This window comes from Pseudomonas reactans, assembly GCF_013385825.1.
Classification (GTDB): Bacteria; Pseudomonadota; Gammaproteobacteria; order Pseudomonadales; family Pseudomonadaceae; genus Aquipseudomonas; species Aquipseudomonas reactans.
The window spans coordinates 382,015-402,078 of sequence record NZ_JACAPG010000011.1 but is presented as its reverse complement, the minus strand read 5'-3'; the positions used below and the strand labels follow the sequence as shown (position 1 = coordinate 402,078).

General features: G+C 60.1%; 19 protein-coding genes. 5 read left to right on the top strand and 14 right to left on the bottom strand.

Annotated elements, in window-relative coordinates; genetic code table 11:
- Positions 1-34: 34 nt before the first annotated feature.
- From HX868_RS13380 to dkgB, 4 genes are all read left to right on the top strand, one after another.
- The gene (locus HX868_RS13380; RefSeq protein WP_177003176.1) at positions 35-1,963 is read left to right on the top strand and encodes a TonB-dependent receptor plug domain-containing protein; all 1,929 of its coding nucleotides are present in this window, start codon (positions 35-37) and stop codon (positions 1,961-1,963) included.
- Complete coding sequence (locus tag HX868_RS13375) at positions 1,963-2,322, top strand: (2Fe-2S) ferredoxin domain-containing protein (RefSeq protein WP_177003175.1); 360 nt, start codon at positions 1,963-1,965, stop codon at positions 2,320-2,322. The genes HX868_RS13380 and HX868_RS13375 overlap by 1 nt, the downstream gene beginning before the upstream one ends.
- A complete protein-coding gene (locus HX868_RS13370; RefSeq protein ID WP_177003174.1) occupies positions 2,319-3,251 on the top strand; it encodes an ABC transporter substrate-binding protein in 933 nt (310 codons plus the stop codon). The genes HX868_RS13375 and HX868_RS13370 overlap by 4 nt, the downstream gene beginning before the upstream one ends.
- An 88-nt stretch (positions 3,252-3,339) precedes the next feature.
- Positions 3,340-4,158, top strand: coding sequence for a 2,5-didehydrogluconate reductase DkgB (gene dkgB, locus HX868_RS13365; protein WP_177003173.1), 819 nt, complete (start codon positions 3,340-3,342; stop codon positions 4,156-4,158).
- Here the strand turns inward: dkgB and HX868_RS13360 are convergent.
- The 8 genes from HX868_RS13360 to HX868_RS13325 form a co-directional block, all read right to left on the bottom strand.
- Entirely contained in the window at positions 4,155-4,577 is a 423-nt protein-coding gene (locus tag HX868_RS13360) for an ANTAR domain-containing protein (RefSeq protein WP_177003172.1), read from the bottom strand. The two genes, dkgB and HX868_RS13360, sit on opposite strands and share 4 nt — an antisense overlap.
- Positions 4,578-4,710: 133 nt before the next feature.
- Positions 4,711-8,325 carry a transporter substrate-binding domain-containing protein gene (locus HX868_RS13355; RefSeq protein WP_177003171.1) on the bottom strand — a complete coding sequence of 1,205 codons (3,615 nt, stop codon included), beginning with the start codon at positions 8,323-8,325 and terminating at the stop codon, positions 4,711-4,713.
- A 1-nt stretch (position 8,326) separates the two neighbouring features.
- Entirely contained in the window at positions 8,327-8,953 is a 627-nt protein-coding gene (locus HX868_RS13350; RefSeq protein WP_177003170.1) for a response regulator transcription factor, read from the bottom strand.
- A 301-nt stretch (positions 8,954-9,254) separates the two neighbouring features.
- Positions 9,255-9,971 (bottom strand): MgtC/SapB family protein, encoded by a 717-nt coding sequence (locus HX868_RS13345; protein WP_033902087.1) that lies wholly within the window; start codon positions 9,969-9,971, stop codon positions 9,255-9,257.
- Positions 9,972-9,987: 16 nt separating this feature from the next.
- Positions 9,988-12,693 (bottom strand): magnesium-translocating P-type ATPase, encoded by a 2,706-nt coding sequence (mgtA, locus tag HX868_RS13340; RefSeq protein WP_177003169.1) that lies wholly within the window; start codon positions 12,691-12,693, stop codon positions 9,988-9,990.
- A gap of 433 nt (positions 12,694-13,126) precedes the next feature.
- Positions 13,127-13,471 carry an FKBP-type peptidyl-prolyl cis-trans isomerase gene (locus HX868_RS13335; RefSeq protein WP_033902084.1) on the bottom strand — a complete coding sequence of 115 codons (345 nt, stop codon included), beginning with the start codon at positions 13,469-13,471 and terminating at the stop codon, positions 13,127-13,129.
- A 39-nt stretch (positions 13,472-13,510) separates the two neighbouring features.
- Positions 13,511-13,912, bottom strand: coding sequence for a type II toxin-antitoxin system HicB family antitoxin (locus tag HX868_RS13330; RefSeq protein WP_016977415.1), 402 nt, complete (start codon positions 13,910-13,912; stop codon positions 13,511-13,513).
- A 52-nt stretch (positions 13,913-13,964) separates the two neighbouring features.
- The gene (locus HX868_RS13325) at positions 13,965-14,150 is read right to left on the bottom strand and encodes a type II toxin-antitoxin system HicA family toxin (protein WP_177003168.1); all 186 of its coding nucleotides are present in this window, start codon (positions 14,148-14,150) and stop codon (positions 13,965-13,967) included.
- 532 nt (positions 14,151-14,682) lie between these two features.
- Here HX868_RS13325 and HX868_RS13320 point away from each other — a divergent pair.
- Positions 14,683-14,937 carry a DUF6124 family protein gene (locus HX868_RS13320; RefSeq protein ID WP_246355524.1) on the top strand — a complete coding sequence of 85 codons (255 nt, stop codon included), beginning with the start codon at positions 14,683-14,685 and terminating at the stop codon, positions 14,935-14,937.
- A 78-nt stretch (positions 14,938-15,015) separates the two neighbouring features.
- Here HX868_RS13320 and HX868_RS13315 read toward each other — a convergent pair whose 3' ends face one another.
- From HX868_RS13315 to HX868_RS13290, 6 genes are all read right to left on the bottom strand, one after another.
- Positions 15,016-15,636, bottom strand: coding sequence for a transglycosylase SLT domain-containing protein (locus HX868_RS13315; RefSeq protein ID WP_177003167.1), 621 nt, complete (start codon positions 15,634-15,636; stop codon positions 15,016-15,018).
- A gap of 134 nt (positions 15,637-15,770) precedes the next feature.
- Positions 15,771-16,238: a RidA family protein gene (locus HX868_RS13310; RefSeq protein WP_177003166.1), complete on the bottom strand. Its 468-nt coding sequence runs from the start codon at positions 16,236-16,238 to the stop codon at positions 15,771-15,773.
- On the bottom strand, positions 16,235-17,119 hold the full coding sequence (locus HX868_RS13305; RefSeq protein WP_177003165.1) for a PhzF family phenazine biosynthesis protein: 885 nt from the start codon (positions 17,117-17,119) through the stop codon (positions 16,235-16,237). The genes HX868_RS13310 and HX868_RS13305 overlap by 4 nt, the downstream gene beginning before the upstream one ends.
- Complete coding sequence (locus tag HX868_RS13300; protein WP_177003164.1) at positions 17,116-18,156, bottom strand: ABC transporter substrate-binding protein; 1,041 nt, start codon at positions 18,154-18,156, stop codon at positions 17,116-17,118. The genes HX868_RS13305 and HX868_RS13300 overlap by 4 nt, the downstream gene beginning before the upstream one ends.
- Positions 18,157-18,180: 24 nt before the next feature.
- The gene (locus HX868_RS13295) at positions 18,181-18,945 is read right to left on the bottom strand and encodes an ABC transporter permease (protein WP_016976714.1); all 765 of its coding nucleotides are present in this window, start codon (positions 18,943-18,945) and stop codon (positions 18,181-18,183) included.
- Positions 18,942-19,760, bottom strand: a complete 819-nt coding sequence (locus HX868_RS13290; protein WP_016976715.1) for an ABC transporter ATP-binding protein — start codon at positions 19,758-19,760, stop codon at positions 18,942-18,944. The genes HX868_RS13295 and HX868_RS13290 overlap by 4 nt, the downstream gene beginning before the upstream one ends.
- Positions 19,761-20,064: the final 304 nt, after the last annotated feature.

Here is a 20,064-nt window from a genome sequence, read left to right as displayed (position 1 = left end):
TGCGTGCTTCTGCGAAGATACTTTCGAGAAGACTATGATTCGACGTTCCCTGATCCCTTTGTTCGGCTCGCTGTTCAGCCCGCTGTTGCTGGCCGACGACAATACCCTGGTGCTCAACCAGCAGATCGTCTCCGCCCCCTCCGTGGAATCCACCACCGTCGCCGCCATGGCCCAGTACGGCAGCAAAGTGGAGATCGTCACCCGCGAACAGATCGAACGCGCCGGCCCCGCCGCCGACGTGACGCGGGTGATGCAGATGTTCATCCCCGGCCTCTACGTGGCGCCGAAAAACGGCCCGTTCGACTACGGCACTTATTCCCTGCTGGGCGGGCGCAACGATGACACGCTGATCCTGCTCGACGGCGTACGCCTGAACAACCGCCTGTATGGCGGCCTGTACCTCGACACGCTGCCGGCCAACGCTATCGAGCGCATCGAAGTGCTCAAGGGCGGCCAGAGCCTGTTGTTCGGCACCCAGGCGGTGTCAGGGGTAATCAACATCGTCACGCGCAGCCCGCAGACCCGCGACGCGTCCGGCGAAGTGAACGTGGGAGTCGATACCTTCGGTGGCACCACTGGCGATGCACGGGTCGAGAAGATCTTCACCAACGGCTGGGGCGACCTCGGCCTGCTGGCGTATGTCAGCCGCAACGCCTCCGAGGGCTACCAGCCGTTTCGCAACAGCGACTACAGCGGCCGCGTCAGCGACAAAAAGCGCTCGTACGAAGTGACCACCTTCGGCACCAAGGCCATCCAGTCGTTTGGCGATGACTCGCGTCTGGAACTGTTCTACCAATATGCCGATGCCAACCTTGATTTCGCGCGGCCAGTGAACAACTACAAGACCACCAACGACCGCGTGCAACAGATCGCCACGGCGACTTTCGAACAGGCGATCAACGAGCGCCTGAGTTATTTCATCAAGGGCCATATCAACGACTGGGACACACGCTACACGCGAATCGATAACACCGCGAATGGCGGCCGTAATGTGCGCAATCACAATGACTACTGGGGCTTTACCGATTGGGGCGTGCAGGCCGAGGGCAAGGCCGAGTTGCCAGGCGGCCATGTGCTGGTGGTGGGCAGCGACAATCAGTGGTTCAAGGGCCAGGACGATGTACTGGTGATCGACGACAACAAGGCCCAGGCCCATGCGCTGTATACGCAACTGCGACCGCAGATCGACGCATTGCCCAACTGGCACCCCAGCCTCGGCGTGCGCCATGAAGCCATGAGCGGTGGCGACAGCGCCACCGTCGGCATGCTCACCTCGCTCTACGACCTCAACGACCACTGGGCCCTGCGCGGCCAATACGGTACGGCCTACAAACTGCCCAACGCCGAGCAGTTGTTCGTCAACGAGCCAGGCGACGAAATCGGCAACCGCAATCTCAAGCCGGAGAAAAGCCGCAACGCCGAGCTGGGTATTGATTACAAGGGGTTGCTGGCCGAACGTGATTTCAGTGCCAGCGTCACGCTGTTCAAACGCAAGATCACCGACCTGATCACGCTTGACGATGTGCAATGGGTCAACGGCCAGGGCCAGATCCAGATGCGCGGCTTCGAGGCCGACGCCAAGCTTGCACTCGACGACCAGTGGAGCCTGCAAGCCGACATGACGCGCAACCTCACCGAGTCCCGCACCGGGGTCACTATCAACGACATTCCGAGCTTTTTTGCCCGTTCACGGATCGGTTTCGAATCTGAAAACCGCTTATGGGGCGCAGGTACTGCGATCCGCTATATCCGCGACATCACCAGCTCAAAAAATGTCGAATACGGCCACTACTCCGTGGTGGACGCCGATGCCTATCGCTACCTCGACAACGCCCACCAGCACCACCTGAGCCTGCTGGTGGAAAACCTGTTCGACCGCGACTACGTCACCAGCCGCTCCAGCAACGTCGATAACCTCGGCCGCCCATTTACCTCGGAGGTGCGTTACACGTATCGCTTCTGATGACTGAGATCACCAAAATCGACGGGGTGGACTTCCATCCCGACTGGTCCCGCATACCGGACCACGCCCGCCATGTATTCCTGTGCACCGGCCCGCGCTGTACGCAGCGCGGCGCCTTGCAACTGTGGAAAACCCTGCGTCGCCGGTTGCTGGAACATGAGCACATAGAAGTGTCCGGAGGCGTGCTGCTGACACGCACCCATTGCCAATTTCCATGCAATCTCGGGCCAGTGCTCACGGTGTATCCCGAGCGTTGTTGGTATGGCGTGCGCAACAAGGCCGAAGTGCTGCACCTGGTGGATGTGCATCTGGTGGGTGGCGATGTGGTGCAAGACCTGCTGATCAAGGACGCCCCATGAAACAGCCATGGCTATGGCTGGGCGCCCTGCTCTGCTGCACACCGGCGCTGGCAGACAGTTATCGCAACTGCACCCAGGACTGGAGCGTGCCTCCTTCACCACCGTCGCGCATCGTGGCACTCAACCAGCACGCCGCCGATTTGCTCCTGGTGCTGGATGCCGGGCCTTCGCTGGTAGGTGTCGCGTATCTGGACGACAACGGCATTGCACACCGGCACGGCGAGTACTTCGACGTGCCGGTCATCGCGGCGAAATACCCGTCCAGTGAAGTGCTGTATGCGCAACGTCCGGACCTGGTGGTGGGCGGCTTTGCCAGTGCGTTCGGTAATGGGGTCACGTCGCGCACCGGTCTGGCAAACAACGGGGTGGCGTCATACTTGTTGGAGTCCGCCTGCGCGGGTCACTCGCTGGATTACTTTGGGCATATTCGTCAGGACTTGTTTACCCTCGGCGCCCTGCTGCACAAAACCCGGCGCGCTCAAATGCTGAGCGATGCGTTGGATGCCGACCTGGCAAACGCCCATGCGCTGATCGGGGATGCCCGTCCGCTGTCGGTGTTCTACCTGGACAGTGAAGTGGGTGGACTCGATAGCGAAGGTCAACGGGGTTTTGTCACCACCTTGCTGGCAGCTTCCGGTGCCCGCAATGTACTGGCCGATATCCCGTTGTCACGGGTGACCGTCAGCAATGAAACCCTGTTAGCCAAGGACCCGGACGTGATCCTGCTAGCCGACGCCCTGTGGTCACCGGCCAGCCGCAAGCGGCAGTTGCTGACCACCGACCCGGTACTTTCGAAGCTGCGCGCCGTGCGCGAGAACCGCATGATCGACATTCCCTTCACCCACGTGGTGCCCAACATGGGCAGCGGGCAGGTGGTTCTGTCATTGGCACAGCGGTTCAAGGCGCTGGCGATTCGTGATCTGCGGTAAAGAGTCCTTTTCGGATTCGGCGGTTTTTCCGAAGGAACGACGGGTGGATACTCGACTCCATTGTTTACCCCCTCTTCAGGAGTTACTGATGTCCATTCCAACGCAAAACGTTCCGGCCTTCGGCCTTGGCACTTTCCGCCTGCAAGGCCAGGTGGTGATCGACTCCGTCAGCACCGGCCTGGAACTGGGCTACCGTGTGATCGACACCGCGCAGATCTACGAGAACGAAGCCGACGTCGGCCAAGCAATTGCCGACAGCGGCGTGCCGCGTGACGAACTGTTTATCACCAGCAAGATCTGGATTGCCAATTTCGCCGAAGGCCAGCTGATTCCAAGCCTGCGCGAAAGTCTGAGTAAACTGAGGACCGACTACCTGGATCTGACCCTGATCCACTGGCCCTCGCCGGAAGACCAGGTGCCTATCGCCGAATTCATGGGCCAGTTGCTGGAAGCCAAGCGCCTGGGCCTGACCCGCCAGATCGGCATTTCCAACTTCACCGTCGACTTGATGAAACAAGCAATTGCAGCCGTTGGCGCCGAAAACATTGCCACCAACCAAGTAGAACTGCACCCCTACCTGCAAAACCGCAAGGTCGTGGACTTCGCCACCGCCAACGGCATTCAGATCACGTCGTACATGACCCTGGCCTACGGCGAAGTGCTCAAGGACCCGGTGATCCAGCAAATCGCCGAACGCCATCAGGCGACCCCGGCGCAAGTGACGCTGGCCTGGGCCATGCAGCTGGGCTACGCAGTCATCCCTTCATCGACCAAGCGCGTCAACCTGGAAAGCAACCTCAAGGCCCTGCAACTGACCTTGAGCGCTGCCGACATGACACAGATTGCCGAACTGGAACGCGGCCATCGCCTGACCAGCCCCAAGGGTATCGCACCAGAATGGGATTAAACCCCTGCTGCTGGTGCTTGGGCTAACTCGCGCAACCACGGCAACACCCGCAGGCCGGCAGTGGCTGCGGGTGGGTCAATGATGTCCATGAAGTGTTCGAGGTTGACGTTGTCAGGCACGCCGGGCAATCGCACCAGCACCGCCGGCGTTATGTCAGCGCGGGTGCTCAGGTCCAAGTGATCGTAGACCAGCACATGGTGCGCCTGGGGTTGAGACCCGCAAGCATGAGCCGTCAGCCCCGCATTGATGATCAGCACATCAAAGGGCACGGCCGGGATAGCGGTGAGCAACTGGGCCTCTTCAAAGGTTTCCACCGGTACGATCCGGAAGTATCCCAACCGATTGAGCATTTTCTCGATATACAAGCGTTGCAGGTGTTGTTCATCGGCAATCAGGATGGTCAGTGCTTTGTTTGGCATGGCGAATCCCTGGGCAGGCAGCGCTCGTCAGTGAGCGAGGCCCATTTTCCAGACATACTCCGAAGACAAAATCAGGTTTATTCCTGTTCCATGTAGGAATTCTCCCAAATCCGCCGAATAGCCATCACTTCAGTCAAGCCTGCTTGATGCGCGCACTCAAGCTGTGATGCAACCTATCCACGGCGTGGCGAATGGCATCCACCGAAGCTGCCAACGCATCACGGTCCCGCCTTTCACACACGCCCTCCAGCGTTTCACAACAAGCGACCAGAGTCTGCGCCTTGACCATGCGGGCCCCACCTTTGACGCGATGGGCCAGGTCATGCAATTTGCCAAAGTCCGCTTGTTCGTGCAGCGCCGATAGCAGCAAGCGATCCTCTGCAAGGCTACCGAGCAAGGGCGCCAGCAACTCATTGAGCCCAGCAGTATCCCCCCCCGTCAGGGCGACCAGAGTATTCAAGTCATATTCCGGCACAACTTCTTTCACCACCGGTGCCGCGGTGCGCGACGCCAACGCCGTGCGCAGATCATCCAGGCCGGTCGGTTTGAAGAGACAGCCGTCCATGCCCGCCTGCCGGCAACGCTCGGTCTCCTCGGGTTGCGCGTTGGCGGTAAAACCCAGTAACAGACAACGCACCAGACCACGCTGACGCTCTTGCGCACGGATATCACGTGCCAATGTATAGCCATCCATGACCGGCATATTGCTGTCGGTGATCACGCCATCAAAATGCCCGGCCTGCCATAACGCAAAGCCTTCAGCGCCGTCTTGCGCAGTGACGATGTGATGCCCCAGAAAGCTCAATTGCCGAGCCAGCAACAGGCGGTTGGCCGGGTAATCGTCAACCACCAAGAGGTTCAACGCATGAGTCGCAGGCGCAGGCACTACAGGCGTACACACCGGTGCTACCGAGGCCAACGCCAGCGTCAACGTCAGGTCCACGCGCGTGCCTTTACCCAGCACACTGCTTAAATGCAATCGACCGCCCATCATTTCGCAAAGGTTGCGGCTGATCATCAACCCCAGCCCCGAACCACTGCGCGCCGATTGGTCGTGATTGCTGCCTTGGACAAAGGGGCTGAACAACCGCTGTTGGTCTTCGGCACTGATGCCAATCCCCGTGTCCTCCACAAACAACCTCAGGTTCAAATGATCACCGCTCAACGAAGGTGTGCCCTGAGCCCCCAGGCGTACCTGGCCGGTGGTCGTGAACTTGATGGCATTGCCCAGCAGGTTGGACACTATTTGTTTGAGACGCAGAGGGTCGATCAGCACCAATCGGTCGATCATCAGGTCGAGTTCAGCTTGCAACTGCAGCCCCTTGTCCCGCTCCAGCCCCTCGAACACCCGCGCCACAGAGGCCAATAGCTCATGGAGATTGGCCTCTTCCAGGCTCAGGGACAGGTGACCGGTTTCAATCCGCGCAATGTCCAGGATATCGCCAATCAATTCCAGCATGCTTCGGGATGCCATCGATGCCACTTCCAGCGCGTCCAGATCGACACGGCCCTGCTCGGCGTTTTTCAGGGCCAACTCAAGCATGCCGATCACCGCATTCATGGGCGTGCGTATCTCATGACTCATGGTCGCCAGGAACGTGGTCTTGGCACGGTTAGCGGCGTCGGCGTCCTCCTTCGCTTCCTGCAGCTGGCCCAGCAGGCGCTGGCGCTCGCTGACGTCCACCCAGCCGGCGATCATGCCCACGACGCTGCCATTGCTGTCACGGTACGGAAGCATCCACTGGTAAATGGTCAACACACCGCCACCCGGCACCTTGAGCACACGATCCTGGATCTGCGGCTCGCCCTGCTCCATCAGGCTCAAGTAATCGGCATGGAACGACTGCGCCTGCGGCGGGTTGCCCGTGTCGGTTTCCACCACGGTCTTGCCGATCACATCCTCCAACTTGAAGCCAAACACATCAAGGTAAGCGTTATTGCAGGCCATCAACCGACCCTGGCGATCACGCACGTAGATCGGATGGGGTGTGCCGTCGATCAGCACGCTCATGAATCGCATCTGATCGCTCAAGGCCCGTTCCGCCTGGGCACGCTTGTGGATCAGGTTACGCAGGTAGAGCACCCAACCCAGGGTCACCAGCAGCAGCAAGGCGGCCAGGCCAAACCCTTGGATGATCACGTTTCGATGGCTGCTCCAATAGCTGTCTTCGATGATGATTTCACTGCGCCAACGGTTGGTCAGTTCGTCCATTTCTTCAGGGGTGATACTCAACAACGCCTTCTCGAGGATCGAATACAGCTCCAACTGGCTGCGGTTGACGCCGAAGGCAATGCGCGCCGGCTCCGTGCCGATCGTGCTGGTGATACGCAGGCGGTCTCGATAATTGCGCGCAATCATGTAGCGTGCGCTGATCAACGAAACTATCGTCGCATCGACACTCCCCTTGGCGACCAGGTCCATGGCGGCCTCAGGGTTCTCGACGTAGACAAACTTGATACCTGGATAGTCCCGGGCTATCTGTGCACCGAGGCTGTTGCCACCAATGAATGCCAGGCGTTTTCCGGGCATGTCTTCCAGGGTGAGCAGCCGTTCGTCACTGGCACGCGCCACCAACACATAGGGATTGGACAGGTAAGGTCGGGTAAAGCGGACCTTCTCGGCACGCTCGACGCTAGGCGTGATAACCGCAAGCATATCCACTTGACCGCTGCTGACCTCGTCGATTTGCCGAGGAAGAGAATTGCCGTGGACCATCTCGAACTTCAAGCCCGTGCGCAGGCTGATCCGCGACAACACCTCCTCGCTCAGCCCCGCGAATTGCTCGTGCTCATCTAAAAATGACAGCGGCATGAACCTGTCGAGCACAGCGACTTTCACCCGTGTGTGCTTCTCCAGCCAACTCTGCTCGCTGTCGCTCAGGCGCAGTCGGTCGGCCTCAAGGAAACCGCTGTCGCCAGCACTCCAACGGCGCAGGATGTTCATTTGCTCGCTGGGCGGAATGACGGCCAGCGCTGCATTGATGATATTCAGCAGTCGAATGTTGTCCTTGGAGAAAGCGAACCCGAACGGGTTGACCTCCAGCCCGGAAAAATCGGCCATGCGCACCTTATTGAGGTGATGCTTGTTGATCAGATAACGGGTACTGATAACGTCGCCCAGGTAAACATCCGCCTGGCCGAACGCCACGGAGCCGATGGCTTGGTGGGTCGAGCCATACAACAGCAATTGCGCGTCGGGGTAATAGGCTTGGACAGCGCCTGGTTGCATGTAGTGGTAAAGCATCGCCACGCGTTTGCCAGCCAGGTCGGCGCTCAGTAAATGGCTGTCACCCGCGCGGGTGACCAGTACAGGTTGATCATTGGCGTAGGAACGGGACAGTACCAGGTCCTTGTCGGCAGCTTCGTAACCATTGGCCGATCCTACTAAATCCACCTCGCCCCGCTTGAGCGCCTCGATCACCTCATCACGGGTGTCATAGCGCCGAACCTCGATAGGCACACTCAAGACAAGGCTGATCATCCACGCATAGTCAGCGGTGATGCCTTCAAAATCGTTGTTGTTGCTCAGGTCAAAAGGCGCGTAGTCCGGCGCCGACACGCCCATTACCAGCACGCGTCGCTCGCGCAACCAGCGCCAGTCACGCTCATCAAGCTCAAGGCCAGGGTTTTCAAGGGAGGAGTGGCCGAGGAGCCGTAGAGTGTGTGGCTCATCCAGGGCCATCGCTGTATAGGGCAACAGCCCGACCAACAGGATGGCCGTGAATCTCAACAACCGGGAGGTGGTCACTTCAGATCAGATGATTGCGCTGTGCGAACTTGGACAGGTGCACCACCGAAGACATGCGCAGCTTCTCCTTGAGTCGCGTCTTGTAGGTGCTGATGGTTTTGTGGCTCAACAACATATCCTCGGCGATTTCCTTATTACCCAGGCCCAGAGCCAGTTTTTGCAGCACGGTCAACTCGCGGTCCGACAGCGCGTCGACCAATTCTTGCTCGGTGGTCTGCAAATCGTCACGGCGCACTGAACTGGTAGCCACACTGGGAAAGCAGCTGTAGCCCGAGCGGATCGCCCTGATCGCCTTTTGCAACTCGTCCAGTTCACCCGTCTTGGCCACAAACCCCATGGCCCCGGCGCGCATGCAGCGGGTGGAGAAGAACACCGCAAGGTACGAGGTGAGCACCAGGATCTTGCAAGGCAGTTCCAGCGCCTTGATCCGGCTGATCACCTCCAGCCCGCCAAGCTTGGGCATGGCCAGGTCAAGGATGATCAGATCCGGGCGCTGCTCACGCGCACACTGCATGGCGTCGGCGCCGTTGCCCGCCTCATAGATTTCAACAAAACCTTCCTGCTTCAGCAGGTATTTCACGGTGGCGCGGATAAAAGGGTGATCGTCCACAATTAAAGCTTTGCTCATAAGACTCCCCCGAGGGATCAGTACGCTTACATATCACACGGGACCTATCTACCTGTGAAAAGTAACAGTTCCGACGAACGGTGCTGATTACTCCGCATGACACTTCAGGCAGTACAGACCCCTCCTTTTGATAAAGCACGGTCAAAACGTTGAGCTGCGCCCTGTGTTTCCTGAGGCGCAAGGGCGCAACCTTAACAACGGTGCGGCGTATCAAATGAAGGGGTAATCTCGATTGTTTGTAGGACTTTTCCTCTCACCAGCATAGTCAGCTTTGCGCGAGACAACATCTGACACCCGGGGACTACTCAGTGGTACTCGGGCTCCAGAACGCTTGCACCACCAGGGTCGACATCGAAATTCGCGCCACCAGCGCGTCCAGTTCGTCACCGTCCACCGATGTCACGGCCAGAGTGGCTTCGATCTCCACCTCTTCCGTACCGAAGGGGCGCACGTCCACATCGCTGGCCGGATAGTTGCAACGTGCCAGCTCCGCTTCCAACAAGGCCAGTACGGCTTTCTGCTGGGTACGCCGGGCGATCACATAGAGGATGTTGGTGACCTCTGCCGACACCACGTCCAACGGCTGGCGGTTGATGTTGTTGACGATCGGTCGCAGCAAGGTGTTGGCTGCCAGCACAAACAGCGTGCCCAGCAGCGCTTCGAGGACCAGATCGGCCCCCGCGCAGGCGCCCACCGCCGCCGATGCCCAGAGCGTGGCCGCCGTGTTGAGCCCACGCACGTTGCCCTCTTCACGCATGATCACACCGGCACCGAGAAAGCCGATGCCCGAGACCACGTAGGCCACCACCCGCACCGCGCCTTCCGCGCCGCCGAGCCGGCTGGCCATATCGACAAAAATCGCCGCGCCCACCGCCACCAGCACGTTGGTGCGCAGGCCAGCGGTGCGCTGGCGGTACTGGCGTTCAAAACCGATCAAACCACCGAGAATAAAGGCCGCGGTGAGGCTGACCAAGGTGTCGACCAGGGATTCAAGGTTGATGTTGTTGATTGCTTGCATAGGAAGTCTTCCCTGTTCATTGCCAGCCAAACTTACGGATGTAGTAGCCCTTTACCGCCTGGGTCAGTGCCATGTACGCCAGCAGGATCACCGGCAGGAACACGAAGTACAGCGACGGCAGCGCCTGCAACTTGAAGTAATGCGCCAGCGGCCCCATCGGCAGGAAAATCCCCACGGCCATGATCACGCCGGTCATCACCATCAACGGCATCGCCGCACGGCTTTGCAGGAACGGGATTTTCGGGGTGCGGATCATGTGCACGATCAGCGTCTGGGTCAGCAACCCCACCACGAACCAGCCGGACTGGAACAGGGTCTGGTGGTCAGGCGTATTGGCATCGAAGACATACCACATGAGTGCGAACGTGGTGATGTCAAAGATCGAACTGATCGGCCCGAAAAACAGCATGAAACGGCCGACATCTCCTGGCTGCCAGCGCTGGGGTTTACTCAGCATCTCGTCGTCGACGTTATCGAACGGAATCGCAATCTGCGAAATGTCATACAGCAGGTTCTGCACCAGCAAATGCATCGGCAGCATCGGCAGGAACGGGATGAACGCGCTGGCCACCAGCACCGAGAACACGTTGCCGAAGTTGGAACTGGCGGTCATCTTGATGTACTTGAGCATGTTGGCGAAGGTGCGCCGGCCTTCCAGCACGCCCTCCTCCAGGATCATCAGGCTCTTTTCCAGCAGGATGATGTCGGCGGCCTCCTTGGCGATATCCACCGCGCTGTCCACCGAAATGCCGATATCAGCCGTACGAAGTGCTGGCGCATCGTTGATGCCGTCGCCCATGAAGCCGACCACATGCCCGTTGGCCTTGAGCAAGCGCACGATGCGTTCCTTGTGGGATGGCGTCAGCTTGGCGAACACATTGGTGGTTTCCACGGCCTTGGCCAGTTCGGCGTCGGTCATGGCTTCGATGTCGTTGCCCATCAGCAAGCCCTGTTGCTCCAGGCCCACTTCGCGGCAGATCTTGGCAGTGACCAGTTCGTTGTCACCGGTCAGCACCTTTACCGCCACACCGTGGGCTTTGAGCGCCTTGAGCGCTGGCGCGGTGCTTTCCTTGGGCGGGTCCAGGAAGGCGACATAGCCGATCAGCGTAAGGTTGCTCTCATCCGCCAGACTGTAGGTATCGCGCCCCGGCGCCATCGGCTGCGCGGCCACGGCGACTACGCGCAGGCCTTCTTCGTTGAACGCGGCGGTGACCTGGCGGATGCGCGCCAGCAGTTCGTCGGTCAGCGCTTCGTTGACGTCGCCGTGACGCACGTTGTTGCACACCGACAGAATCTCTTCCACGGCGCCCTTGCAGATCAGCAGATGCGGCTGGTCGTGCTCGGCGACGACGACGGACATGCGGCGACGGTTGAAGTCGAACGGGATTTCATCGACCTTCTGGAACGCCGTGCCGACTTTCAGCTCGCGGTGCACTTCCACATGTTCCAACACCGCCACATCCAGCAGGTTTTTCAGGCCGGTCTGGTAGTAGCTGTTGAGGTAGGCCATTTCCAGCACGTCATCGGACTCTTCGCCCCACACGTCCACATGGCGCGCCAGGAAGATTTTGTCCTGGGTCAGGGTGCCGGTCTTGTCGGTGCACAGCACGTCCATGGCGCCGAAGTTCTGGATCGCGTCCAGGCGCTTGACGATGACTTTTTTGCGCGACAGAAACACCGCCCCCTTGGCCAGGGTCGAGGTGACGATCATCGGCAGCATTTCCGGGGTCAGCCCCACGGCAATCGACAGCGCGAACAGCAGAGCCTCGGTCCAGTCGCCCTTGGTGAAACCGTTGATGAACAGCACCAGCGGCGCCATCACGAACATGAAGCGGATCAGCAACCAGCTGACCTTGTTGACGCCATGCTGGAACGAGGTGGTGGCGCGATCAGTCGCGGTCACACGCTGGGCCAAGGCGCCGAAATAGGTGCTGTTGCCGGTGGTCAGGATCACCGCCGTCGCCGCGCCGGACACCACATTGGTGCCCATAAACAGGATGTTCTCCAAGTCCAGCGGGTTGCGGGTCTTGGCGTCCTGCTGCTGGGCGAACTTCTCCACCGGCATCGATTCACCGGTCATTGCCGCTTGGCTGACGAACAGGTCCTTGGCACTGAGCACGCGGCAATCGGCGGGAATCATGTCCCCAGCGGACAGTACGATCAGGTCGCCCGGCACCAACTGCTTGATCGGCAGTTCGATGCGCTTGGCTTCATCGCGGCGCAGCACCGTAGCAGTGTTGCTCACCATGGCTTTCAGCGCATCGGCGGCCTTGTTGGACTTGGCCTCCTGCCAGAAACGCAGCAGCGTCGACAGCACCACCATGGAGAAAATCACCGTGGCGGCCTTCATGTCCTCGGTCAGCCAGGAGATCACCGCCAGCAACGTCAGCAGCAGGTTGAACGGGTTTTTGTAGCAGTGCCACAGGTGCACCCACCATGGCAGCGGCTGCTCATGCTCGACTTCGTTGAGGCCGTATTGCACGCGCAGGGCATCGGCTTCCTGAGTCGTCAAACCCTCGGAATGGCTGCCCAGGGTGCCGAGCAATTGCACCGCACTGCTGTTGGCCGAGACCACCAGGGTTTGCGCCAGGGTCGGCGGCACTTCGCGGCTGACGCTGGCGTCGGTCACGGTTTCGAGCATCGCCAGGCGACGGAAATGCCGGGCGATGTGCCGGGTCCGCAGGAAGCCGGCAAAGAACTCTTTCAACAGAGTCAGGTTCATGGTGTTACTCCTGCGCGAGGAAAAAACCGTCGTGCAGGTACCGCCGTCTGCACCGCGCCCGTTTTATAGGCACAGCCAGCTTGGCCCGCCTGTCGTAAAAGACAGGCGCGTCCGTAGCATCCCGAGGGTGAGCCGGGTGCTGGTCAGCGTCGATGAGAGGGATTCGGGCAGGTGCCAGGACTGGCCGCTGCCGGGATGCCGCTTCTCGCTATTAGTGGCGAGACAACGGCATCGGAAAAATGCGCGTTACCTTGCCAAGCCTGTGCCGGTTACCGAAACCGGCCGACTACTGTCACTCGAACAAGTACCCACTGAGGGTCTCCGCTATTGATGAAAACGCGCGAAGCTTACGCCCCGATGATGAGAGAGTAAACCGTAGGAAAGTTTACATATGGGGAATAAGAGGATTCTTCAGGGTGGGTTCAGGAAGCGCTCAATCGTCCCGCGTCAGCACTTCCAGCAACTCAATCTCAAAACGCAGGTTGCTGTTGGGCTTGATATGCGCCCCCATCGACCGCTCGCCATAGGCCAGATGCGCCGGCACGAACAGGGTGCGCACGCCGCCTACCTGCATGCCCATCAAGCCCTGGTCCCAGCCCTTGATCACACGCCCGGTGCCGATCACACACTGGAACGGCTTGCCGCGCTCCCAGGAGGAGTCGAACACCGTGCCGTCTTCCAGGGTGCCGGTGTATTGGGTGGTGATCAGCGCGCCTTTGACCACGGCTTTGCCGGTGCCGGGGCGGATGTCGGTGATTTGGAGTTCTTCGGGGTTCATGGGGAATCCGTTGGATAGATAGTGTTTGCCTGAGTTGGTTTACGCCGAAAGCTCGCGCAATGCAGCAGTCGCCAAGAACCCTGACCGCGATGCATAGCGATGGTCCTTCTGCACACGCTCATCAATGCGTTGCAACAGGTGTTCCGGCAAAGAGGCATTAAACCGCACTGACTTGCCCAGATAGGGCGTTAGATCAAAGTCAATGATCGCCCAGACACCACCGGCGAAATCCGGATTACCTATATGAGCATCAACCTCCTGCGCCTGAGGAAGCTGTTCTTGATCGGCAACCAGGCCTTCAAGGTGCAAAGCCAATGCTTCACGAACATTATCCAATGCTTCGGAGAAAGATCCACCCGCCGAGAAACACCCCGGCACGTCAGGAACGGTCACGCTGTAATCCGAGTCAGCGTCTTTATGCACTACCACTGGGAATTTCATTGATCCTCCTCTGGATGAGCCCCTTCGGCGCTCGTCCAACGCTCCAGCAGAGTCATTGCTTGAGCCCTGCTGACTTGAAAATGCTGTGCAGAGTGCCCTTGGCAATCTCCGACTTGGGATGAGGGACGGTTACTCTGCCCCGCTTCACAGGGTGTTTGAACTGGTGATGACTCCCCTTCACCGCCACCTCAACCCAACCATCTGCAACCAACAGGTCAATCACCTCTCGACTTCTCATCGCCCACCCTTAGGTGTGTATATTACACACCGCTAAATGGCAATGCGTTTTTTGTACACACATGACACACCAATGAAAAAAGCCCGCTGCCCCTCAAGCAAGCTTGCGTGCCGTGATGATGACGATGTGCGAAACCTTTGCGCCAGAGAACTAATGTCAGTATTTGTGCCTTGATCTTACGGCGCCATACGGAATGTTGGAGAGATGACACACCTCAAATCAGTGACATTTCGCTTTAACTCGCAGGACGTTTCCGAGAGAATCCCAGCCGCTTGCGCCACTCAAATCACGTGGCTAGTCTTCGTCGGTCACTGCCAATTCAGTGACTCGGGGTTTGGTAGACCACGAGTGATTAGGCGCTAAGCGCCCCCTTCTGCAAGGCGCTTTTTTTCGGCCCTGCGTTATGGTGGCCGTGCGCAGGGCACCCTCGGGTGCACCGGGTCCTAATCACCGGTCTACCAATCTGCGTACGGTCACCACCCTAAAAGTCGTTTGGTAGCGATGGTGGTGATATTCCAACTTAGATTAGGAGTTGAACCCATGGACAAACCTGTCCCCGCGCCACCCGCTTCAGAACTGCAATTCTTCACCACCACCCCAGACCTCAGTCTTCGAAGACGCCCTGGCCCACGCCAGCAGCGTGTTGCGTTGTGCCGCCGTTGCGGCGCAAACGGCCGGGGATCAACTGGAAGGGACTTCACGCACGTTGGTGCTGTCGGTCATGCACCTGGTGGACATGGCCAGTGTGATGGTGGATCGGTCGCTGGCGTGTATGCAGCCGAGCTAACCCCTGTGGCGAGCGGGCTTGCCACAACAAGCCCGCTCGCCACACAAGCATACTCACCACAAGGGTTAAATCACTGCATCACAACCACCGCCAAAACCGACTCCAAAACCCCCTCCCCAAATCATCCTTGCACCGCGCATACTGCGCCGCATACAGCTGTGAACGCGCCTGCACCTTGCTGGCCACCGGCGGCAGCCAGGCCTTGGCGGCGTAGGTGCGTTGGCGGTAGCCACCCCAGCCTTCGTGGTAGTTCAGGTACTGGCCGTAGGCGTCGTATTTGTAGACGCCGTTGACGGTGTAGGTCTTGTCCATGTACCAGCCGACAAAGTCGATGGCGTCGTCGAAGTCCTGGCGACTGGCGCCGCTGCGACCGGTGCTCTTGCGGTAGTCGTTCCACACTTCGTCCTTGGCCTGGGCGTAGCCGGCGGCGGTGGAGACGCGGCCCCAGGGGATGATCCACAGCAGGTATTTGCGCGGGGCCAGGGCGTCCTGGCGGAAGCCGGACTCCTGGTACATGATGGCGAACGGCACCTGGATCGGCACGCCCCAGCTTTTTTGCGTGACTTTGGCGGCGTCGTACCAGTCGTCCTTTTCGCGGAAGATGCCGCAGAGGTCATTGGGCGTGCGTGGCGGTGAGGTGCCGCACGCCGCTAATAGTGAAGTGAGTAACAGCAGTCCGACGGTTTTGCCTGCGCTCAAGGGGCACCTTTGCGAGATACGCGTAAAGGCCGGCATTCTGCCACAAACCCTGTAGGAGCCGGCTTGCCGGCGATGGCGGTATGTCAGTCAGCACGTTGGTGACAGGGCCACCGCGATCGCTGGCAAGCCAGCTCCTACAGATGGGAGTTGTGCTTAATGACTGCGGTGACCTCCAATTCCAGCATGCCGCCACTGGGCAGCCCCGCCACGCCCACCGCCGACCGCGCATGCCGGCCCTGCTCACCGAACACATCGATCAACACCTGGGAAGCGCCGTCGACCACGTTGGAAAAACTCTGGAAACCCTCGCCGCCATACACAAAGCCACGCACAAACAGAATGCGCTCGACATTCTCCAACCCTACCGCCTGATCCAGCACGCTCAAGGCACGCAACGCGCAGGTTTGACCGGCTTGGGTCACCCGCGCTGGCGAGGTCTGGTCCGTCACCGGTCCTCTGATCACGCCATCGCCCAGCCGGCACACTTGCCCACTCACATAGGCCACACCCGCATGAATCGTCACCGGCACATAGTCACCCTTGGGGCCTGGCGCCTCGGGCAGTTGCAAGCCCAAGGCGGCGATACGCTCGCGAATACTCATGCCGGCTCCTCGACAAATTCCACATGCCCGCCCAACCAGCAACCCTGTAGCTGCCCTGCCGCATCGTGACGAAAGCGCAGCGAAATCTGCGAAGGCCGGCCCATCGCGCGGCCTTGGCGGATGTACACCGGACGATCGTCAGCGGTCACCAAGCCGTTTTCCAGCAGGCCAAAAGACAAGGCCGCGGCGGCGATACCAGTGGCGGCGTCTTCCGGGTACCCCGAGGATTTGGGGAATTGCCGTGCATCAAACTGGCGACCTTCAAGGTCCGACGGCGCGTAGGGATACAACCCCGTGGAACCAATGCGCTCGCACAGTTGCTCCATGCGGCGGAAGTCCGGCTTGAGGCTGTCCAGCACCGCCACGCTTTTGAGCGCAACCAGTGTTTTGACGCGGCTGGTGCGGGCGTTCTGGATCGGCAACGGCGCCAGTTCATTGGACGTGATGCCCAACACCGACAGAATTTCGGCCTCCACCTGCGGGTCGCTCAAGGTTTCAACCTGCCCCTTGGGTTGGCTGATTTCGACTTGAATCTGCGGCGTTCCGGCATGGGTAATCCGTGCATCAACCCGCCCGCTCAACGTCCACAGCGCCAGGCGCTCCTTGTGCAGCATGCCCAATTGATCCAGCAGCCAAATGGCGCCGACGGTGGCATGGCCGCACATTTCCATCTCATGGTTGGGCACCCAGAAACGCAGGGCAAAATCAAAATCGCTGCCGGCCGGTGCGGCAAACACAAAGCCGCACTCATGCCCGTAGTCCCGGGCGACTTGCTGCATGTCGGCATCACTCATGCCGTCGGCCAGCGCCACGGTGGGCGCCGGGTTGCCGCCACGCGCGGTGGCGGGAAATACATTGACCAGATGAACCTCGGGCGTCATTTCGCCTCTCCCTTGAGGGTGGAAACAGTCGGCGCCACGGCGTCGACGATGGTGTTGGTGTAGACCTGCTGCGGGTCGAGTGTCACCGGATCATTCTCGACGGCGTTCATGAAACTGATGTTCTTCTCGACGCCGTCTTTTTCGATACGCGGCGTGGCCGGGTAGGACGGCAACGAAGCCGTCCAGGCTGCGTCGAAGATCGCCGCATCGGTGTGGGCGAAGTACGGGCGCACCGACTCGCGGGCCTTGTCCGGTTCGCTGGCGATCAGGTGCTCGGCTTTCCAGATAGCGCGCACCAGTTTCTCGGCGGTGGCCTTGTTGCTGCTCAACCAGTCCTCGCGGGCGATCATCGCGGTGAACAGGAAGCCGTCCAACGGTTTGTATTCACCTTTGGCCAGGTCCATCAGCACAAACCCGCCCTGCTGCGCCGCCGTGGTGACGGTGGGCGGCGACAGCGAGAAGCCGTTGATGCTGCCCTGGGAAAACGCTGCCAGCATGTTCGGCGCGCCACCGATAGGCATGATGGTGAAGTCCTTGTCCGGGTTCAGGCCGGCGTCCTTGGCCAGGTAGCGCACCAGCATGTCGGTGGTGCTGCCGGGGCCGGTCACGCCGATCTTCAAGCCTTTGAGGGCTTGGGCACGCGCCGAAATGGGCGACGCGGCCGACACCCCAGCCTTGCGCGCCGACTCGCCATCGATTACCACGGTGCTGCCGAATTGGGTCTGCACGGCGGCAAACGCCTGCACGTTCTGGCCTTTGGAACGCGCGCGCACCGCGACCGCCGGCAGGCCGACGTAGGCATCCGCGTCGCGGCCGAGCACGGCCGTCAACGCCGCCGAGCCGCCCTTTTGAAACACGATCACTTCCACATTCAGGCCTTCTTCGGCGAAGTAGCCCTGCTTCTGCGCGACGTAGATCGGCACATACAGAAAGCCTTCGCTGGGGAATGCCAGGGTGACCTTGGTGAGGTCCTGGGCCTGGGCGGCGGGCAGGAAGGCAGCGCACAACAGACCGGCAATCACAAGACGCTTAAGCATGATCAAGCTCCAAACCAGAGGGGGTTAAACCGCGACTTCACGTTCCGCTTCATTGGCTTTCCACGGCATCAGCTTGCTTTCAGCCAGCTTCACCGCCGTGTTCAGGATCAGCGCCAGGGCAATGATCCCCACCAGTGCGGCAAACACGCCGGCGGTGTCGAACTGCGAGGCCGCATCCGACAGCAGGTAGCCCAGGCCACGGTTGGCGGCGATGATCTCGCCCACCAGCGCGCCGATCAGCGCATAGGGCACCGACAACCGCAGGCCGGTGAACACCCAGGTGAAGGCCGAGGGGATCACCACCATGGTCAGCAGGTCGCGCTCCTTGGCGCCCATCAGGCGCAGGATAGTCAGTTGCTCGCGGGACACGTTGCGCACGCCGCTGTAGGTGTTGAGGAACACCAGGAAGAACACCACCGCGGCGGTGAGGATGACTTTCATCGGCAGACCGATACCGAACCAGAGGATGAACAGCGGCGCCAGCGCCACTTTCGGCAGGCTGTAGAACGCGGTCAAAAACGGATCGAGGATGTCAGCCAACAACTTGGCACGGCCCAATACAAGGCCTGCGATCAAGCCCGCGAGGGAGCCGAAGAAAAAGCCCAGCACCGCCTCCAGGGTGGTGATGCCGGCATGGTAGAAAAACACGCCATTGAGCAGGATTTTCCACAGACTCTGGGCCACGGCCGAAGGGCGGCTGATGAAGAATTCCACGCCAAACCAGCGTGACACGCCTTCCCACAACAGCATCAGGAACACCAGGAACAGCAAGCGATAGACCTGGATCATACGACCTCCAGCGAGTGAGCCAATGAAGAAGGGTCAGCGGCGCCGGCAACGTCGGGCGCCAGGCGTTTCCACAGTTCGGCGCAGAGTTCCACGTAGCGTGGGTCGGAGCGCAGTTGCACCAGGTTGCGTTCACCGGTCAGCGGGATGTCGAGCACATGGTCGATGGTGCCGGGGCGGCCGGCGAACACCACGCAGCGGTCGGCCAGGGCGATGGCTTCGTCGACGTCATGGGTGACGAACAGCACGGTCTTGTTGAGCTTGCGGCACAGGCGCAGCAGTTCGGTCTGCAGGGTCAGACGCATTTGCGCATCGAGGGCGCCGAAGGGTTCGTCCATCAGCAAGGTTTCCGGGTCACTGGCCATCAAACGCGCCATGGCCGCGCGTTTGCGCATGCCGCCGGAAAGCTGGTTGGGGTAGCTCTCGCCGAAACCGGTGAGGCCGACCAGCGCCATCAATTCCTCAACCCGTGCCTCGATCTCGGCCTTGGGCACGCGGCGAATCTGCAGCGGCACCGCGATGTTGCCCGCCACAGTGCGCCAAGGCAGCAGGTGATCGGCCTGGGTCATGTAGCCGACCCGGGTGTTGACGCCTTTGACCTCGGCGCCGTCGTAATGCACCACACCCTCGGTGGGGCCGAACAGCCCGGCGGTCATGTTGAGCAACGTGGACTTGCCGCAGCCCGAGGGGCCGACCAGGGTGATGATTTCACCGCGCTGGACCTCCAGCGACACATTGCGCACGGCCACAAACTGGCGGCCCTCGACTTTGAAGCTTTTTTGCACGCCTGAAAAACGGATAAAGGGTTTTGCGCTCACCGCCCCTCCTCGTCCGGTACGCCGGACTTGTTTGTTGTTGGTGAGCAGAGGATGAACGGATGACAGATTTGTGGCGCACGGGATCGGGCCGGATCATGCGCGGGATTGGGACAGCGGTGATTGGGATTGCGCCTGGAGGAACCGACTCGAATGTGGGCTTGCCCGAGAAGGCGGCCTACCAGACAACCACTACCTAACTGTCACACCGCAATCTAACTGTAGGAGCTGGCTTGCCTGCGATGGCGGCCTGACAGCCGACCTGGATGTTGGATCTGATCGGGTACATATCCGTTATTTGGGTGAT

Excerpts from the sequence above, each read along its gene's own strand:
- HX868_RS13330 (WP_016977415.1), bottom strand. The coding sequence starts at position 13,912 with ATGAAATTCCCAGTGGTAGTGCATAAAGACGCTGACTCGGATTACAGC.
- HX868_RS13335 (WP_033902084.1), bottom strand. The coding sequence starts at position 13,471 with ATGAACCCCGAAGAACTCCAAATCACCGACATCCGCCCCGGCACCGGC.
- HX868_RS13300 (WP_177003164.1), bottom strand. The coding sequence starts at position 18,156 with ATGCTTAAGCGTCTTGTGATTGCCGGTCTGTTGTGCGCTGCCTTCCTG.
- HX868_RS13370 (WP_177003174.1), top strand. The coding sequence starts at position 2,319 with ATGAAACAGCCATGGCTATGGCTGGGCGCCCTGCTCTGCTGCACACCG.
- HX868_RS13360 (WP_177003172.1), bottom strand. The coding sequence starts at position 4,577 with ATGCCAAACAAAGCACTGACCATCCTGATTGCCGATGAACAACACCTG.
- HX868_RS13375 (WP_177003175.1), top strand. The coding sequence starts at position 1,963 with ATGACTGAGATCACCAAAATCGACGGGGTGGACTTCCATCCCGACTGG.
- HX868_RS13295 (WP_016976714.1), bottom strand. The coding sequence starts at position 18,945 with ATGATCCAGGTCTATCGCTTGCTGTTCCTGGTGTTCCTGATGCTGTTG.
- HX868_RS13310 (WP_177003166.1), bottom strand. The coding sequence starts at position 16,238 with ATGAGTATTCGCGAGCGTATCGCCGCCTTGGGCTTGCAACTGCCCGAG.
- mgtA (WP_177003169.1), bottom strand. The coding sequence starts at position 12,693 with ATGAACCTGACTCTGTTGAAAGAGTTCTTTGCCGGCTTCCTGCGGACC.
- HX868_RS13345 (WP_033902087.1), bottom strand. The coding sequence starts at position 9,971 with ATGCAAGCAATCAACAACATCAACCTTGAATCCCTGGTCGACACCTTG.
- HX868_RS13380 (WP_177003176.1), top strand. The coding sequence starts at position 35 with ATGATTCGACGTTCCCTGATCCCTTTGTTCGGCTCGCTGTTCAGCCCG.
- HX868_RS13305 (WP_177003165.1), bottom strand. The coding sequence starts at position 17,119 with ATGACGCCCGAGGTTCATCTGGTCAATGTATTTCCCGCCACCGCGCGT.
- HX868_RS13350 (WP_177003170.1), bottom strand. The coding sequence starts at position 8,953 with ATGAGCAAAGCTTTAATTGTGGACGATCACCCTTTTATCCGCGCCACC.
- HX868_RS13325 (WP_177003168.1), bottom strand. The coding sequence starts at position 14,150 with ATGAGAAGTCGAGAGGTGATTGACCTGTTGGTTGCAGATGGTTGGGTT.
- dkgB (WP_177003173.1), top strand. The coding sequence starts at position 3,340 with ATGTCCATTCCAACGCAAAACGTTCCGGCCTTCGGCCTTGGCACTTTC.